Consider the following 16,995-nt stretch of genomic DNA (forward strand, 5'->3'; position numbering starts at 1 on the left):
AGAGATAATCATGGAAGTGAAAAATATTGTAGATTTAAATACAATCAAAACGAACATGAGTGTTAAGAGTAAGGAAGAAGCTATTCAGGAATTAGCTCAGGTCTTGCTTGAGAACGGATACATCAAAGATATTGAAGAGTTTACAAAGGATATCTATGCTAGGGAAGCGATAGGACAAACTGGAATCGGAAATTATATTGCTATTCCTCATGGAAAAAGTGATTCTGTAGAAAAAATAGGAGTAGCGATTGGCATTACTCAAGAAGAAATTGCTTGGGAAACTCTCGATGGTAAGGGCGTAAAGGGAATAATTCTGTTTGCGGTTGGAAATGATGATGGAGCACAAAATCATCTGAAATTACTATCATTATTTGCTAGAAAGCTAGGAAATGACGAAGTAATCGAGAAGATGCTACAGTCTAAAAACGCTGAAGATGTAAAAGAAGCTTTATGTAGCTAAGTAATCTTATAGAAACAGATTTATTGAAGAGGTCTTTAGTTGAAAGGAGAGTTAGTAATGAGTGGATTAAAAAAATTAAATCTTAAAGGCCACTTATTGACAGCAATCTCATACTTGATTCCAATTGTTTGTGGAGCAGGTTTCTTAATCGCAATTGGTATGGCTTTTGGAGGAACTAGTCAAGGTTCTTTAGTACAAGGAGAGTTTTCCTTATGGGATGCTTTAGCAACAATGGGTGGAGCAGGCTTAGGTTTATTACCTGTCGTTATCTCAACTGGTATTTCTTATTCTATTGCTGGTAAACCAGGAATTGCGCCAGGTTTCATTATTGGATTAAGTGCTAATGCAATTGGTGCTGGCTTTATTGGTGGTATCTTAGGAGGATTTTTATCTGGTTATCTTGCAGTAGCTATTATTAAGCATTTTAAAGTTCCTAGTTGGGCTAAAGGATTAATGCCGACGTTAATTGTTCCATTTTTCACCTCTATTATTGGTGGACTAATCATGGTTTACATTATTGGAATTCCAGTTGCTGCTCTTACATCATTATTAACAGATGGATTAAACAGCTTAGGAACTTCATCCCTACTAGTATTTGGTGGAATTGTTGGTCTATTGAGTGGAGTTGACTTTGGCGGACCAATTAACAAAACAGTATTTGCCTTCGTTCTGACTATGCAAGCAGAAGGCATTAATGGACCTATCACAGCTTTACAATTAGTAAATACAGCAACGCCAATCGGATTTGGATTAGCTTACTTTATTGCAAAAATCTTCAAGAAAAACATTTATACACGATCAGAAGTGGAAACATTGAAATCAGCAGTGCCAATGGGTGTTGTTAACATTGTGGAAGGTGTAATTCCAATTGTTATGAATGATATTGTTCGTACTGTAACCGCTGTAGCCATAGGTGGAGCAGCTGGTGGAGCAGTAACGATGGTGTTAGGAGCTGATGCAACGGTACCATTCGGTGGCGTATTTATGCTACCAACGATGTCCAATCCATGGGCTGGTGTTGCAGCTATCTTAGTAAACGTTGTTGTAACAGGAGTTGCGTTGGCTTTAATTAAGAAAAAGGTTAACGAAGATGAGGAAATAGAAGTAGAGGAAGAAGATATCGATTTAGATGATATTCAAATTCTATAAAAAAATGTAAGCGTGTTAAATAAAGGCTAATACAAAAATTTAGGAATAATAATTTGGTCCAGTCAAACTCAATTATTATTCCTAAAGAAACTAGAGATCTACGGAGGATTAATAGAGTATGAAAAAAGTAGAATTTTCACCATCACTAATGACTATGGATTTAGATAAGTTTAAAGAGCAGATCACGTTTTTAAACGATCATGTAGATTCTTATCATATTGATATTATGGATGGGCATTATGTTCCTAATATTACATTATCTCCATGGTTTGTCCAAGAAGTGCGAAAAATAAGTGATTTACCGATGTCTGCCCATCTAATGGTAACGAATCCAAGCTTCTGGGTTCAACAATTAGTGGATCTAAAGTGTGAATGGATTTGTATGCATGCAGAAGTACTAGATGGTCTTGCTTTCCGATTGATTGATCAAATACATGATGCTGGACTAAAAGCAGGGGTAGTATTAAATCCAGAAACTCCTATTGAAACAATTTTTCCTTATATTGATTTAGTAGATAAAATTACTATTATGACGGTGGACCCAGGATTCGCTGGACAACGCTTTATTGAAAGCACATTAGATAAAATTGTAGCTTTAAGAGAATTACGTGATGAAAAAGGCTATCAATATGTTATTGAAATGGATGGATCATCTAGTCGAAAAACATTTAAAAGAATTGATGCAGCCGATCCTGATATTTATATCATAGGTCGTAGCGGTCTATTTGGATTAGATGAAGATATTAAAAAGTCATGGGAAATAATGTGTAAAGATTATGAGGATATGACTGGCAAAGTAGTAGAATAAAAGTTTACAGAGGCTGGGAGAGAATCCCCGCCTCTTTTTTTATTTCATTTCTTTATTCATCAAGTAGTCTAAAGTCATAATTCCTGCATTTATTATGTTGACTCTCGAATGATAAGATTAGTAGGTAGTCTAATAACTTCCCTCTCTAAATTAACATTTCCTAATAAGCAATCGAGCAATTTTAACAATGCTTTTTGACCTAATTCAATGATTGGGGTATCAATTGTTGTTATAGTTGGAGTCACTACTTGGCAAATCATTTGATTATCAAAGCCTATAACGGCTAAGTCCTTGGGAATATTAAACCCTGATATAGTTGCTTTTTTGATAAGTCCAGCTGCAACTTGATCATTACCTGTAAAGATAGCAGTTGGACTATCTTTTAAGTTATGAATCTGTTCAAAGAGATGGAAACCATCCTCTATATTAAATACACCGCCAAATACCCAATCGTGTTTTTGAGGTAGATTGTAATCAGCTAAGGCTTTTAAGTATCCCTCTTTTCTTTGGCATTGAGCTTCGCTATATGGTGTGTCATAGCAAAACCCAATCTTTTCATGCCCCATTTCAATTAAATGTACTACAGCTTTATAAGTTGCTTCAAATTCATCATATCCAATTATGGGTATATCAGCACAATGGTGATACTCATTACATAACAAAATAGGTCCGTATTTTAAAAATGGTTCTATTTTACACCAATCGTTTTCTAACGCTCCTAGAATAACCCCGTCTATTTCTTTATGCTTCAATAATTCTAGCAATTCTAGTTCAGATGTTTGGTTATAAAATGTTTGAAAAACAACTGCTTTATAATTATTAGTTAATGCCTGCAGGGAAACACCTTTAATTAATTGTGCAAAAAAGGGATGGTCAATACTCGGTACCGATAATGCAATTGTTCGAGTTTCATTTTTCCTGAATTGCCGAGCTATTGAATTAGGAATATAGTCCATTTCGTTGATAACTTTTAAAATCATGTCTCTTTTCTCTTTAGAAACATAGGGGTGATTATTCAAAACACGAGATACAGTGGTTTTTGATACATTACATAACCTAGCTATTTCATCAATTGTAGGCATATACTACCATCCTTTGAAAAAATGTTGACATGTTATCGATTTCAGAAATTAGGATAAAATTGCAATGGATTTCCACATAACCAATTTGGGGGAGGTACTGCTTGCGAAAAAAAGCTTACGATTTCAGGTAAAGGTAAGAAAGCATGATACTGTTTATTATTTTAAGGTAACGTACATGAATTTTTTATAGAAGACCGCATTGTGAATGAGCAGTGAAACAATTATATAAATAACAATGAAGTACAAAATCGCAGAATATTTATCTATATATTTACAGAAAAGGGATGTGAATGCAACTAAAAGCAAATTATCACACATGCGAAACACCCCATTGGTCAAGGACAAACACATCACAGGACTCGCTCATAGCCAGATTTTAAATTTGCCGTTGTATCCAACATTTACTATAGAAGAAAGACATGTTATGGAGGGATTGTTTAGTGTTATTAAAAAAGACGTTGGAGTATAAAACTCTTTCACCTGTTGAACAACCAAAATATATTATATTTTGTGATTTTGATGAAACTTATTTTCCTCATAAGATTGATAAAGAGAAGCAGCAGGATATTTATGAGCTAGAAGATTATTTAGAACAAAAAAGTAAAAGCGGAGACATACAAATCGGCTGGGTTACTGGGAGTAGTATAGAATCTATTCTCGATAAGATGAAAAGAGGTAAATTTAGATACTTTCCTCATTTTATAGCAAGTGATCTTGGGACAGAAATAACGTATTTCTCTGAACATAATTTTGGTGAGCAAGATATTAACTGGAATAGCCGAATAAATCAAGATTTTAGCAAAGAGAAGATGGAAAGAATGGTTAAACATCTACGAGAGAATCATAATATCTTTTTAAATCCACAAACTCAATTAGGTATTTCTCGTTATAAGCATAATTATTATTACCAAGAGCAAGATGAAATAAATGATAAAAATAACTTGTTAGCTATTGAATTAATTTGTAAGGAACATGGGGTTTCTGTAAATATAAATCGTTGCAATCCTCTAGCTGGTGATCCCGAGGATAGCTATGATGTAGATTTTATTCCTATAGGTACAGGTAAAGATGAAATCGTGCGATTTATGTTAGAAAAATACAAGTTAGGACCAGAAAATGCGATTGCATTTGGAGATAGCGGAAATGATATTAAAATGTTACATGCAGTGGAATATGGATATTTACTTCAAAATGCAACACAAGAGGCTAAAAATGCTTTCCCTAATATATCAGAAGATGAATACTCTAAAGGAATCAAAATGACTTTAAACAAAATTATCGGATAAAGAAGAGTGAAATAAAAAGTAGGGATTTTCGGTTCAGGTAGGGTGGATAGTATGAAAATAAGCTATTTATTAGGAGATTACCGTGAAATAATAATGATAAAAACCCCATCATTATGAAGTGACCCCTAAAAGTTAGACACGGTTATTTCGTCAGGCAGCTTGTATAAAATGAGTTCGGTATTGTATCGGACTCATTTTTAATTTTGCCTTCATGCGTTTTGTGTTGTAATACGTTATGTAATTTTCAAGTTCCAATTTAAAATGTTCCATACTTTCAAATTCCTTTAAGTAGAGGAATTCCGATTTAAGAATTCCAAAGAAATTCTCCATAACTGAGTCGTCGTAACAGTTTCCTTTACGAGACATACTTTGCACAATGCCTCTTGATGCAAGTGCGTGACGATATTGTTTCATTTGATAATGCCACCCTTTATCGGAATGCATCAGTAATTGGTGTTCCTCTGGTAACTTTTCTAATGCTTTCTCCAACATTTCTGAAACAAGGGAATACGTGGGTCTATGACCAATTGTGTATGTAATTATTTCCCCATTAAATAAGTCTAAAACAGGTGATAAATAGAGCTTTTCACCAAATAATTTAAGCTCTGAAATATCGGTTACCCACTTCGTATTAGGGACTTCAACTGTAAACTTACGGTCTAAAATATTAGATGCGATTTTACCGACTGTCCCTTTATATGATTTATACTTTTTCATTCTGACTATGCACTTTAAACCAAGGGTTTTCATGATGCGTTGAACTTTTTTATGATTCACTTTTCGCCCACGATTTGCGAGTTCATCACGAATTCGTCGGTACCCATAACGACCCTCATGTTCGTTGTAAATCGCTTGAATCTCGGTTTTTAACTCGGCATCTAGATCGGGTCGATCTAATTTCTTCACTAAGTCATAGTACGTACTACGTGGAATCTGTGCAAATTTGGCAAGTGCCTTCACCGAGTATTTATGCCTTAATTCATAGATGACCTTTACTTTGTCTTTTTTGGTGATGTTTCCTTGGCTTGAACTAAGGCATTCAACTTTTTTAAATACTCGTTTTCCATTTCAAGTTGCTTAATACGTGCTTGAAGTGCTTCTGTTGACCCTTCTACTGGTGTTTGTTTTGGTTGTTTATTCGTTTCTTTTTTCATGGATGGACGCCCCTTTTTCTTTGATTGAAGGGCATCGAATCCTTTTGTTTCAAGTTGTTTGTTCCAACTTCGAAGTGTAGATGGAGTAGCTATATTAAATATAGCCGCAGTTTCGATAAAGGACGTACCATGTTCAATCATGTAATTTAGTACGTCTAGTTTAAACTGTGCTGAATAATTTGTATACCGTTTAATAAAAGCTTCTACACCGTTATACTCATATTGTTTCGCCCATTTAAGAATTGCTTTATGGTCTGTTCCAATAGTTTTAGCAATTTCATGTGAGCTTTCTTTGCCTTCTAAGTACCGTAGTGCTGCTTGTAATTTTTCCTCTGATGTATATTTTGCCATAAAAAACTGCGCCTCCCATTGTTAGATGTGTCTAACAATTGGGGCGCAGTTCATTATGTTGGGGTTTTTGGAATGTTTTACGCTAGAGAAAAAACTTCTAAATTATAAATTTATATCCTTTGACTGGTCTGTCGTTCAACTAATCGATGTGGTACAATGACTTGTTTAGCTTCCTGACCGGGATTTTTTATTAAATCCAATAGGCAGTCTGCAGCATGATAACCTAGATTAAAAATATCAATATCTACTGTTGTCAATGGAGGTCTAGTAAATTCACTCAACATTAAATTATTAAAACTAACAATGGAGAGGTCCTTAGGTATGGAGTACCCCATTTTATCAATTGTGCCCATAATGCTAAAGGACAATAAATCATCCTTTACAATAAGAGCTGTTGGCGGTGACTGCAAGGACATCAACCTTGAGATTTCTTTTATTCCTCCATCATTAAGGAGTTCTTCTTTCACAATATATTCTTCTTGATATGGTATGTTAGCATCTTGTAATGCTTTTTTATATCCAAGTATCCGGTCCATCGAAACAACTGAATCTAAACTTCCGCAGACATAGGCAATTCGTTTATGTCCAAGTCGGATAAGGTGGTCTGTCACATCTTTACCTGCTTGAACATTATCGTTATCGACGTGAGTAATTTGGTTGACATTATTATATGGCTTACCGATAACTGAGAATGGAAACTTCTCTTCTTGAAGGAAAGACATAATTTTATCATCAATACTTGAATAGAGAATGATAACACCATCTACTCTGCCACCATGTAACATTCGCTCAACACCTTCCAGGCTCTCCTGTTCACTTTGTCCTGTTGACATATAAATAGCAAAATCTTCTTCATGTGCCTTCGTACTGATTCCTCTTATTACTTCAGGAAAGAAAGGATTCTGAAAGACTTTATCTACTGAACTTGGCATGACAAGGCCGATTGATTGTGTACTACGGTTTGCGAGGCTTCTAGCATTATAATTAGGATGGTAGCCTAAAGACTCCATTGCTTCTCTTACTCGGTTCTTCGTTTTTTCACTTATACGTGGATTGTTTGCGATGACTCTTGAAACTGTAGATGGAGCGACTTTTGCAAGCTTAGCTACATCTTTAATAGTTACTGACATAAATTTTCACTCCAAATCTCCTAGTACATACATTGTATAGAATTATTTGTGTTAGGTTTTTATAAGGTTAATCAATTTTAAGGATTTGGCTGCTTAATGGTGATAATTTTGGTATTTTCAGTTCATTTTCTTTTATTATAGCTTATTTACCCAATAGGAAGTTCCAGTAAAATCTTAACGAATAAAAATGTTTTTTCATAGTTACATTTTGTATAGCAATAAATTAGCATAAATAAATAACAAGTAATAAAAAAGAGGTAGCATTATAAAGTTTTTGCGCAAACGGTTGCATAAGTAAATAAGTTATGTTAATCTCGTTAGTAAGAGAGGGGTCTTTATAATGAATAAAAATAAATGGTGGAAAGAAGCAGTTGCTTATCAAATTTATCCGCGCAGTTTCATGGACTCAAATGGTGATGGAATTGGTGATATTCAAGGAATCATATCCAAACTGGATTATTTAAAAAATCTAGGGATAGATATTATTTGGGTTTGCCCGATTTACAAGTCGCCAAATGATGATAACGGTTACGATATTAGTAACTATAAAGATATCTTAAGTGAATTTGGGTCTATGACTGATTTCGATCAATTATTAGATGAGGTCCATGCAAGAGGTATGAAACTGATTATGGATCTTGTTATTAATCATACTTCTGATGAACATCCTTGGTTTATTGAAGCTCGTTCTTCAAAAGAAAATGAATACCGAGATTATTATATATGGCATTCAGGTATTGATGGTGAAGAACCGAATAACTGGGAATCTATCTTTGGAGGCTCAGCATGGCAGTATGATGAAAAGACGGAGGAATACTATCTTCATGTATTTTCTAAAAAACAGCCTGATTTAAACTGGGAAAATCCAAGTGTCCGCCAAGAATTATACGAAATGATTAATTGGTGGTTAAATAAAGGAATAGATGGTTTCCGTGTCGATGCCATTTCTCATATCAAAAAGGTTGCAGGATTCCCTAACATGCCTAATCCAGAGAATAAACGTTATGTACCGTCGTTTGATGGGCATATGAACCGCCCGGGAATTAATACTTTCCTTGACGAATTAAAACGTGAAACCTTTGATAATTATGATATTGTGACTGTAGGTGAAGCCAACGGGGTATCTGTCGAAGAAGCCGATTTATGGGTAGGTGAAGAAAATGGGAAATTTAATATGGTTTTCCAATTTCAACATTTAGAGCTTTGGAATAAAAGTGTAAATAATGGTTTAGATATTCATGCTTTGAAAAACACCCTTACCAAATGGCAAAAAGGCTTGGAGGATAATGGATGGAATGCCTTGTTTTTTGAAAATCATGATCAGCCGCGTTCTGTTTCCACTTGGGGAAATGATAAGGAGTTTTGGGCTGAATCTGCTAAATGTTTGGCAACGCTGTATTTTTTAATGCAAGGAACACCATTTGTATATCAAGGTCAAGAAATTGGGATGACTAATGTTCAATTTCCAGCTATTGAGGATTACAATGATGTTGCAATTAAGAACTTATATAAATTGGAAAAAGAAAATGGGAAACCTCATGAAGAGATAATGGAGATTATTTGGAAAACGGGTCGAGATAATTCAAGAACACCAATGCAATGGAGCGACGATTTAAATGCAGGGTTTACTACAGGGAAACCATGGATGAAAGTAAATCAGAACTTTAGGAATATAAATGTTGACCTGGCGTTAGAAAATCCAAACTCTATCTATCATTATTATAAAAAACTTATAGACTTACGAAAAGAAAATAAGGTTCTTGTTTATGGGGCTTATGATTTGATATTAGAAGAACACGATCAAATTTATGCATATACACGAACATTAAATAACGAAAAAATGCTTATTATTACAAACCTGTTTCCACAGATTACAAAATTTGTCTTACCTGCAGATCTTACAGTTGAATCAACAGAGTTGTTAATTAGTAATTACGAAGTTGACAATGGTGATGAAATAAAAGAAATCACCTTAAGTCCTTATGAAGTTAGGGTATATCGTTTAAACTAAGATGAATAAAGCATGCACATTTGTGCAAACGTTTGCCTAAAAATAAATTTAATTGGTAGTAGGAGGATGTCAGAAAATGAAAATACTTTCATTTGATTTTTGGCAGAAATTTGGTAAGGCGTTACTTGTTGTTGTCGCAGTTATGCCGGCAGCAGGTATTATGATTTCGCTTGGGAAATTGGTTAGTATGACTGGTGGGGATTTGACAGTTATCCAAACAATAGCACGAGTTATGGAGGACATTGGCTGGGGAATCATTGGGAATCTTCATGTGCTGTTTGCCGTAGCTATTGGTGGTTCTTGGGCGAAGGAACGTGCGGGTGGTGCTTTTGCAGCATTAATTGCTTTCATTCTAGTGAACCGAATTACTGGTAATATTTTTGGTGTAAATAGTGAGATGCTAGCTGATCCTAAAGCAACTGTTCAATCTTTATTTGGTAGTGAATTAATTGTTAAAGATTATTTTACATCGATTCTTGGCGCACCGGCGTTAAATATGGGGGTTTTTGTAGGTATTATCTCGGGTTTCTTAGGAGCTACTCTATTTAATAAATTTTATAATTATGATAAGTTACCACAATCACTTGCATTCTTTAATGGTAAACGGTTTGTTCCATTTGTAGTAATTGTTGGCTCAGTTGTAACCGCTCTCGTTTTATCAATTGTATGGCCATTTATTCAAGGATTATTGAATGATTTTGGTCGTTGGATTGCAACTTCTCGCGATACAGCACCTGTTATTGCTCCATTTATTTATGGTGCATTAGAACGTTTACTATTACCATTTGGTCTACATCATATGTTAACTGTTCCAATGAACTATACGGAACTTGGAGGAACATATCAAATCTTAACAGGTTCTAGTGTTGGACAAACAGTAGCCGGACAAGATCCTCTATGGCTAGCGTGGATTGCTGACTTAAATAATTTTCTTGCAGCTGGTGATGTAGAAAGTTATAAACAGTTATTAAATGAGATAACACCTGCACGTTTTAAAGTAGGACAGATGATACTATCATGTGCTGCTTTGATAGGTATTGCATTGGCGATGTATCGCAATGTAGATAAGGATAAGCAAAAAAAATATAAATCTATGTTCTTGTCAGCTGGATTGGCTGTATTTTTAACTGGTGTCACTGAACCAATCGAGTTTATGTTCATGTTTGCTGCTCCAATTTTGTATATAGCATATGCAATTATGACTGGTTTAGCTTTTGCAATTGTTGATATTATTGATATACGAGTTCACGCCTTTGGAGTAATTGAACTATTAACTCGGTCACCAATGATTATTAAAGCAGGCTTATGGTTAGATTTAGTTAATTTTGTAATCGCCTGTGCAGTGTTTTTCGGATTAAACTTCTTCGTAGCTTCGTTTTTGATTAAAAAATTCAATTTCCCAACTCCTGGACGTGCTGGCAATTATATCGAGGAGGAAAATGGAGAGTCGAACCAAGAAGGGAAAACTTCCAACACAAATGATAATTCACTTGCAACGACGATTATTGGGTTATTAGGCGGCAGAGATAATATTGAAGATGTTGATGCTTGTATGACGAGATTGCGTGTAACGGTAAAGGATACAAATGCCGTTTCTACAGAACAGCAATGGAAGCAAAATGGCGCGTTAGGCCTAATAGTAAAAGATAAAGGGGTACAAGCAATTTATGGTCCTAAAGCAGATGTCTTAAAATCAGACATTCAAGACCGCTTAGGAATGTAAGATTATGAAACTATTAACTTTAAACTGCCACTCTTGGTTAGAAGAAAATCAGCTGGATAAAATAAAATACCTTGCTAAAACAATTAAAGAAAAATCATATGATGTCATTGCTCTTCAAGAGGTGAGTCAATCAATTAGCGAAATACTTATAAAGGAAAATATTAAAAAAGATAATTATGGACTTGTTTTACTAGATGAACTTTATAAGCTTGGAGTAACAGATTATCAATTAGTTTGGGATTTTTCTCATATCGGATTTGATGTATATGAGGAAGGACTAGCTATTCTTACAAAGCATCCAATTATAGAAAAATACTCATTTTTTGTAACAAATAGTAGGGATACAAATTACTGGAAAACAAGAAAGATTGTCGGTGCAAAAATATCCTACGATAATCAACCTATCTCTTTTTATTCTTGTCATCTAGGCTGGTGGCATGATGAAGAAGAGCCATTTATAAATCAAGTTGATTCTCTTTTGAATTGTATTCCAAAGGAAGATAGGTTCTACTTAATGGGGGATTTTAATAATAATGCATCTATTAAAGATGGAGGCTATGATTATTTAATAAGCCAAGGTCTTTATGATACGTACCACCTTGCTGAAGAAAAAGATAATGGCATAACTGTTAAAGGTAATATAGATGGATGGGACAAAAATAGTCAAGATATTCGAATTGATTTAATACTAACAGGACAACTAGAGCCGATTAATTATTCAGGTGTTATTTTTAATGGAAAAACAAAAAGGATTATTTCGGACCATTTTGGAGTCGAAATAGAAGTGGATTACCATAAACAAAGCGGCTGATTGAAAGTCATTGGTTTAAAGTAGAAACACAGCTTCCATTATTTTGCTGGGTATTATAGTTGCTTTTTTGTTACCTTTAAGTAGCCTAATCAAATAAAGAAAGAAGAGGAAAATACAAATATTACAATAACATTAAATTAAACATAACTTCCAGCTGCAGACTTGCAGCTGTTTTTTTAGTCTATGGCATTCCTTACTATAGGGTTATTGTGTCTTATAGTTAAATCGCTTTGTTTAACAACCATGTAACATTGTAGTATCAGAAAATATATGCTTAGTGTAACTTATTTGAAAAATAGACGTATACAAATAAGTACTTTGGAAGGGGGAAAGGTAGGTGTCTTATTTAGTCATATTTTTTTGTATGGCAATCACACTACATAATATGGAGGAAGCAATTTGGTTACCTAGGTGGTCACAACATTCTTCGCAGTTTCAAAAGCCAGTTACTCCAGGTGAATTTCAATTTGCTGTTATTGTAGTTACAGTTTTGGCATACTTATCTGCATTTAGTTAACTATATAGACCAGAATCAAATTTAACAAAATGGATTTTCATAGGTTTTTTAGGTTCTATGATTTTCAATGCAATATTTCCACATTTAATTGCAACGGTTTTGATGAAAAAATATGCACCCGGTCTACTAACTGGCTTATTGCTTAACATTCCAATAAATTCATTTGTTATTTATCAAATGTTTGCCGAGAATTTATTGTTTGGAAAGAGTTAATAATTTCTACTATAGTTGTAGGAATTATTTTATTAGCACTTATTCCGGTATTATTTAAGATTGGTGGAAGAATATCTCCTAATTCATAGGTTCATTTGGAGTAAAGAGACTTTGAGGATGTGCTTCAGGATCTTTCGGATATTATAAATTTTAGTAGATAGGAGTCAGCAAACCAATCAAATGTAAGAAACGAAAAAAAATAAACAAAAAAGGTTTCAACCGATTGGGAGGAGGGTAGTAAGTAAAAATGCACCTATATAATGTATTAGACAGGTGCACTGAAGGATGGATAAATACTTATCCCAATTTTTTATGCTTTTTAAAAGTAAGGAAGTAATCTTATGTTTATTTATTAATCTTTACTTGAATCGTTGGTTGGTTTGGATAGCTGTATGTTGACAAGGAACACGTATCTATTGATAATAAAGTTGTTTGAATATCACCTTATCGCTTGATAAGGTGATATATTTAGCAGTCATTTATCAACTGATAAGTGGGTATTTGTACATCCTCCTTATCAGTTGATAAGCAGCTTGTTTAGTTATTCACCTCATCAATTGATAACCAAGGGTTCATCAAGTTTTTAATCTTTAAAAACAAATTTTAAAAAAGATACAATAGGGGGCAGTTTTCTACAATGAAGAAAAAAGTGGCTATTATTGGTGCAGGTGTTGCAGGATTAGCAAGTGCTATCCGTTTGCAGCATGCTGGCTATCAAGTGGAAATATATGAAAAAGAGACTATTGCGGGAGGGAAAATGCACCGCATCGAAAAGGATGGCTTTCAATTTGACCTAGGACCATCGATTGTGATGATGCCGGAGTTATACAGAGAAATCTTTGAACTGGTCGGACGTAATCCAGATGATTATATTCCGATGGAAAGATTAGATCCTATGTATTCTGTTTTCTTTGGAAGTGGAAAGAAAGGGTACCATGAGATTTCTTCTGACTTAGTGGAATTAATGAAAACATTTGAACATGTAAGTGAAAAAGATGCAGAAGGCTTTTTAAAATACTTGCAGTTGATTTATGAGCGTTTTATGGTTGCGAAAAATCATTTTCTGCAGCGTCCTTTCCGAAATAAAAGGGACTTCTATAATCCGGCAACTTTGTATCAAGCATTAAAGCTAAAGACCTTTGATAGTGCCGACAATTTTATCAGTAAATATGTTCAGAATGAACAGTTAAAGCAAATGATTAGTTTTCAAACTTTATATATCGGCGTTTCTCCATATAACGGCCCGTCTCTATATTCGATGATTCCAATGATTGAGTTTTTCTATGGAGTTTGGTTTATAAAAGGCGGCATGTATACAATGGCTAAGTCAATGGAGCGCTTATTTCTTGAGCTTGGTGGCAAGGTTTTTTATCAATCCTCTGTCGATGAAATTATGATTGAAGATCAAGAGGCAAAAGGCATTAAGGTGAATGGTAAAGAAATTCTGGCAGACAAAGTTATTTGTAATGCTGATTTTCCCTATGCTGTGAAACATTTCGTGAAAGATATCAAAGCAAAAGGAAAATATACAGATAAAAAGATTGATAGTATGGACTATTCTTGTTCTTGCTTCATCTTGTACTTAGGCATGAATAAGAAATATGAGCAATTAAAAACTGCACACAGCTTTTTCTTTGGAGACGACTTAAAGAAGAACTTAGACGATATTTTCTCTGGAGAAAAACTGGAGAATCCTTCTTTCTATGTATACAATGCTTCCAAACTAGATCCAACATTGGCTCCAGAAGGGAAGGATGGACTATATATTCTTGTCCCAGTATCTGATTTGTCTACAGCTAAATACGAATGGTCAGATGAAACAATATCGTATTATCGTTCTCAGGTCTTTCAAACGCTTAGTCAAGTCGAGGGGCTAGAAGGAATTGAAGAGGATATTGTCTCCGAAACCTATATGACGCCAATAGATTTTGCCGAAAAGTTTAACGCTTATAACGGAGCTTGCTTTGGATTACGGCCTACGTTAGCCCAAAGTAACCATTTAAGACCACAAAGCAAGGCAAAAAATTGCGAAAACCTATATTTTACAGGAAGCAGCACACATCCAGGAGCTGGGGTTCCAATTGTATTATTATCAGCAAAAATTGCTACAGAGGAATTAATGTTAGATGATTCTGTTTCCACGGAAGCAACGCAAACACAAGCATTTCAGTCAGCAGGAGGGGTTGCAAATGAGGGAAGCTAAAACCGTTGATTTGCTTCAAAACGACTATTTATACTGTGAGAATGTTATTAAACAGCATTCGGCAAGTTTTTACCAAGCATTTAAAAAATTACCAAAAGACAAGGCTAATGCTGTGTATGCCATCTATGCATTTTGCCGCAATGCAGATGACAGTGTTGATGAAACTAGAGACAAATCTACCCAGTTAAAGAATTGGCAGGACTTGTACCATCAACTTCAGCTTTTTGAAAAGGGAGAGGAAATTTCATCCCCTCTTTGGAGGGCATTACGAGATGTTTTTACCCGTTATGAGATGGATATTAAACCTTTCTACGAGCAATTAGAGGGACAGAGAATGGACATTAACTTTAAGCAGCCTTCTACGTTAGCCGAGTTAGAAAGGTATTGTTATTATGTAGCAGGAACGGTTGGTTTAATGCTCCTCCCTATTCTTGCAACGGAAAACCATCAGCATTTGCATGGCTATGCTGTTGAGCTAGGGGTAGCTATGCAATTGACTAATATTCTTCGAGATGTTGGGGAGGATTATCGGAATAACCGCATTTATTTACCAAAAGACCTGCTTCAGATGGAAAATTACAAGCAGCAGGATTTGGAATCTAGCAACATTAACTCCTCATTTATAAGCGTATGGGAGAAAATAGCGAACCGTTCGGAAGAGCTTTATGAGTTATTTCAAGTGGGGATTGATTATTTTGATAAAGACAGTCAATTACATGTTCTCCTTTCAGCACTTATTTATAAAGAAATATTAAAAGTAGTCAGGGAAAGCGGATATGACTGCTTTCAAAAACGAAACTATGTTTCACAAGAAAATATGTATCGATTGAAGCAAGTGGTGGAGGGATTAACAGTGAGTTTGTAACTCATTAATTAGAAGATTTGGGAGCTGTATAGTTTATGGACACAATTAGACAAAATCGAAAAGCAGATCATATTAACATAGCATTAACATCACCATTTACTTTAAGTTCCGATTTTGATGAACTGTCATTCATTCACCGCTCCTTGCCGGAAGTGGGAATGGATGATATTCAGCTCCAGACCAATATCGGTCCTTTAACGCTTGACTATCCAATCTTTATTAATGCGATGACAGGAGGCAGTGAGAAATCAGGAGTGATTAATGCTTCTCTTGCAGAAGCTGCCAGTGAAACAGGAATTGCGATGGCAGTTGGTTCCCAGCATGCTGCCATCCGAGAGGAAGAGCTTGCTCATACATTTAAAGTGGTGCGGAAAAAAAACCCGAACGGTCTTGTATTTGCAAATATTGGTGCAGATGCGCCGCTGGATTATGCATTAAAAGCCATTGAAATGCTAGAGGCTGATGCCCTGCAAGTTCATTTGAATGTACCGCAGGAACTGGTTATGCCAGAAGGAGAGCGTACTTTCACTAGTTTACTTGCTAAACTGGAAAAATTATCAGCTAAACTGCATGTCCCTGTTATCGTCAAGGAAACCGGATTCGGGATGAGCACAGAAACGCTCATGCAGCTACAGAATGCTGGTATTCAATATGTTGATCTAGGAGGAAAAGGCGGCACTAATTTCATTCATATTGAAAATGAGCGCAGAAGTAAACGGGATTTTGAGTATTTAAAAGATTGGGGCCAATCGACTGTCGTGTCGTTGTTAGAAGCACAGTCAGAATTAGATGAGCTGACGATTATCGCTTCAGGAGGAATACGTAACCCCCTTGACGCAGTAAAATCCTTCTCTTTAGGAGCTTCCGCCGCTGGGATTGCCGGACCATTTTTAAAGATTCTTCACGACCAAGGAGTTGCTGGACTAATAATGGAGCTCGAGGTGTGGAAGGAACATTTAAGAATGCTGCTTCTTCTCCAAGGAGCAAAATCTATTCCAAATCTCAAGCAATGTCCCATTATAGCTGGCGGCAAGGTTAGGGAATGGTGCGAAGCAAGAGGTATTGACTGGCAAAGACTTGCGAGAAGGAAGCCGTGAATAGCAATTTATTTTAGGTAATAGGCATTTCTATCGGGAACCTAAACTATAACCGTCTCTACTGAAAAACTAATGTCATCTTTAGGCTTTTAAGGTTGCTAGGAAAATCAAAACCTAACAATTAATGGCTAAATA

Annotated in this window: 13 protein-coding genes and 2 pseudogenes; 12 read left to right on the forward strand and 3 right to left on the reverse strand. The window is 35.2% G+C overall.

What is annotated here, in order from left to right; genetic code table 11:
- Positions 1–10: 10 nt before the first annotated feature.
- The 3 genes from L8T27_RS24315 to alsE all read left to right on the forward strand — a co-directional run bounded on the left by L8T27_RS24315 (position 11) and on the right by alsE (position 2,417).
- On the forward strand, positions 11–460 hold the full coding sequence (locus L8T27_RS24315) for a PTS sugar transporter subunit IIA (RefSeq protein WP_233317069.1): 450 nt from the start codon (positions 11–13) through the stop codon (positions 458–460).
- A 57-nt stretch (positions 461–517) separates the two neighbouring features.
- Positions 518–1,609 carry a PTS fructose transporter subunit IIC gene (locus L8T27_RS24320; protein ID WP_237943474.1) on the forward strand — a complete coding sequence of 364 codons (1,092 nt, stop codon included), beginning with the start codon at positions 518–520 and terminating at the stop codon, positions 1,607–1,609.
- A gap of 118 nt (positions 1,610–1,727) precedes the next feature.
- The gene (alsE, locus tag L8T27_RS24325; protein ID WP_233317071.1) at positions 1,728–2,417 is read left to right on the forward strand and encodes a D-allulose 6-phosphate 3-epimerase; all 690 of its coding nucleotides are present in this window, start codon (positions 1,728–1,730) and stop codon (positions 2,415–2,417) included.
- 92 nt (positions 2,418–2,509) lie between these two features.
- Here alsE and L8T27_RS24330 read toward each other — a convergent pair whose 3' ends face one another.
- Complete coding sequence (locus tag L8T27_RS24330) at positions 2,510–3,499, reverse strand: LacI family DNA-binding transcriptional regulator (RefSeq protein WP_237943476.1); 990 nt, start codon at positions 3,497–3,499, stop codon at positions 2,510–2,512.
- Between the two features lie 307 nt (positions 3,500–3,806).
- Between L8T27_RS24330 and L8T27_RS28880 the strand changes: the two are divergent.
- Together L8T27_RS28880 and L8T27_RS24340 are read left to right on the forward strand one after the other, a co-directional pair.
- Positions 3,807–3,968 (forward strand): annotated as a pseudogene (locus tag L8T27_RS28880) (3-oxo-glucose-6-phosphate--glutamate aminotransferase); the annotation flags it as partial.
- Positions 3,940–4,785 (forward strand): HAD-IIB family hydrolase, encoded by an 846-nt coding sequence (locus L8T27_RS24340; RefSeq protein ID WP_237943478.1) that lies wholly within the window; start codon positions 3,940–3,942, stop codon positions 4,783–4,785. The pseudogene L8T27_RS28880 and the gene L8T27_RS24340, both read left to right, overlap by 29 nt.
- A gap of 150 nt (positions 4,786–4,935) precedes the next feature.
- On the opposite strand, the gene L8T27_RS24345 is transcribed toward L8T27_RS24340, so the two are convergent.
- A protein-coding gene (locus L8T27_RS24345) for an IS3 family transposase (protein WP_237941805.1) occupies positions 4,936–6,290 on the reverse strand; the annotation gives its coding sequence in 2 pieces (ribosomal slippage) (positions 4,936–5,837 and positions 5,837–6,290; 1,356 coding nt in all).
- Positions 6,291–6,400: 110 nt separating this feature from the next.
- Positions 6,401–7,420, reverse strand: a complete 1,020-nt coding sequence (locus L8T27_RS24350; protein ID WP_233319404.1) for a LacI family DNA-binding transcriptional regulator — start codon at positions 7,418–7,420, stop codon at positions 6,401–6,403.
- Positions 7,421–7,760: 340 nt separating this feature from the next.
- On the opposite strand from L8T27_RS24350, the gene L8T27_RS24355 reads away from it, so the two are divergent.
- From L8T27_RS24355 to fni, 7 genes and pseudogenes are all read left to right on the forward strand, one after another.
- Positions 7,761–9,431 carry a glycoside hydrolase family 13 protein gene (locus tag L8T27_RS24355; RefSeq protein ID WP_237943480.1) on the forward strand — a complete coding sequence of 557 codons (1,671 nt, stop codon included), beginning with the start codon at positions 7,761–7,763 and terminating at the stop codon, positions 9,429–9,431.
- Positions 9,432–9,507: 76 nt separating this feature from the next.
- Positions 9,508–11,154, forward strand: a complete 1,647-nt coding sequence (locus L8T27_RS24360) for a PTS transporter subunit IIBC (protein ID WP_237943482.1) — start codon at positions 9,508–9,510, stop codon at positions 11,152–11,154.
- 4 nt (positions 11,155–11,158) lie between these two features.
- Positions 11,159–11,965 (forward strand): endonuclease/exonuclease/phosphatase family protein, encoded by an 807-nt coding sequence (locus tag L8T27_RS24365; RefSeq protein WP_237943484.1) that lies wholly within the window; start codon positions 11,159–11,161, stop codon positions 11,963–11,965.
- Positions 11,966–12,302: 337 nt separating this feature from the next.
- Positions 12,303–12,784: pseudogene (locus L8T27_RS24370) on the forward strand (HXXEE domain-containing protein).
- A gap of 548 nt (positions 12,785–13,332) precedes the next feature.
- Positions 13,333–14,898, forward strand: coding sequence for a phytoene desaturase family protein (locus L8T27_RS24375; protein ID WP_237943486.1), 1,566 nt, complete (start codon positions 13,333–13,335; stop codon positions 14,896–14,898).
- Positions 14,885–15,763 carry a phytoene/squalene synthase family protein gene (locus L8T27_RS24380; RefSeq protein ID WP_237943488.1) on the forward strand — a complete coding sequence of 293 codons (879 nt, stop codon included), beginning with the start codon at positions 14,885–14,887 and terminating at the stop codon, positions 15,761–15,763. The genes L8T27_RS24375 and L8T27_RS24380 overlap by 14 nt, the downstream gene beginning before the upstream one ends.
- Positions 15,764–15,798: 35 nt before the next feature.
- Positions 15,799–16,860 carry a type 2 isopentenyl-diphosphate Delta-isomerase gene (gene fni / locus L8T27_RS24385; protein WP_237943491.1) on the forward strand — a complete coding sequence of 354 codons (1,062 nt, stop codon included), beginning with the start codon at positions 15,799–15,801 and terminating at the stop codon, positions 16,858–16,860.
- Positions 16,861–16,995 lie beyond the last annotated feature (135 nt).

The sequence above is a fragment of the Niallia sp. Man26 genome, assembly GCF_022049065.2.
GTDB lineage: Bacteria > Bacillota > Bacilli > Bacillales > Cytobacillaceae > Niallia.

Coding starts and splice junctions, on each gene's coding strand:
- L8T27_RS24315 (WP_233317069.1), top strand. CDS start 11: ATGGAAGTGAAAAATATTGTAGATTTAAATACAATCAAAACGAACATG.
- L8T27_RS24320 (WP_237943474.1), top strand. CDS start 518: ATGAGTGGATTAAAAAAATTAAATCTTAAAGGCCACTTATTGACAGCA.
- alsE (WP_233317071.1), top strand. CDS start 1,728: ATGAAAAAAGTAGAATTTTCACCATCACTAATGACTATGGATTTAGAT.
- L8T27_RS24330 (WP_237943476.1), bottom strand. CDS start 3,499: ATGCCTACAATTGATGAAATAGCTAGGTTATGTAATGTATCAAAAACC.
- L8T27_RS24350 (WP_233319404.1), bottom strand. CDS start 7,420: ATGTCAGTAACTATTAAAGATGTAGCTAAGCTTGCAAAAGTCGCTCCA.
- L8T27_RS24355 (WP_237943480.1), top strand. CDS start 7,761: ATGAATAAAAATAAATGGTGGAAAGAAGCAGTTGCTTATCAAATTTAT.
- L8T27_RS24360 (WP_237943482.1), top strand. CDS start 9,508: ATGAAAATACTTTCATTTGATTTTTGGCAGAAATTTGGTAAGGCGTTA.
- L8T27_RS24365 (WP_237943484.1), top strand. CDS start 11,159: ATGAAACTATTAACTTTAAACTGCCACTCTTGGTTAGAAGAAAATCAG.
- L8T27_RS24375 (WP_237943486.1), top strand. CDS start 13,333: ATGAAGAAAAAAGTGGCTATTATTGGTGCAGGTGTTGCAGGATTAGCA.
- L8T27_RS24380 (WP_237943488.1), top strand. CDS start 14,885: ATGAGGGAAGCTAAAACCGTTGATTTGCTTCAAAACGACTATTTATAC.
- fni (WP_237943491.1), top strand. CDS start 15,799: ATGGACACAATTAGACAAAATCGAAAAGCAGATCATATTAACATAGCA.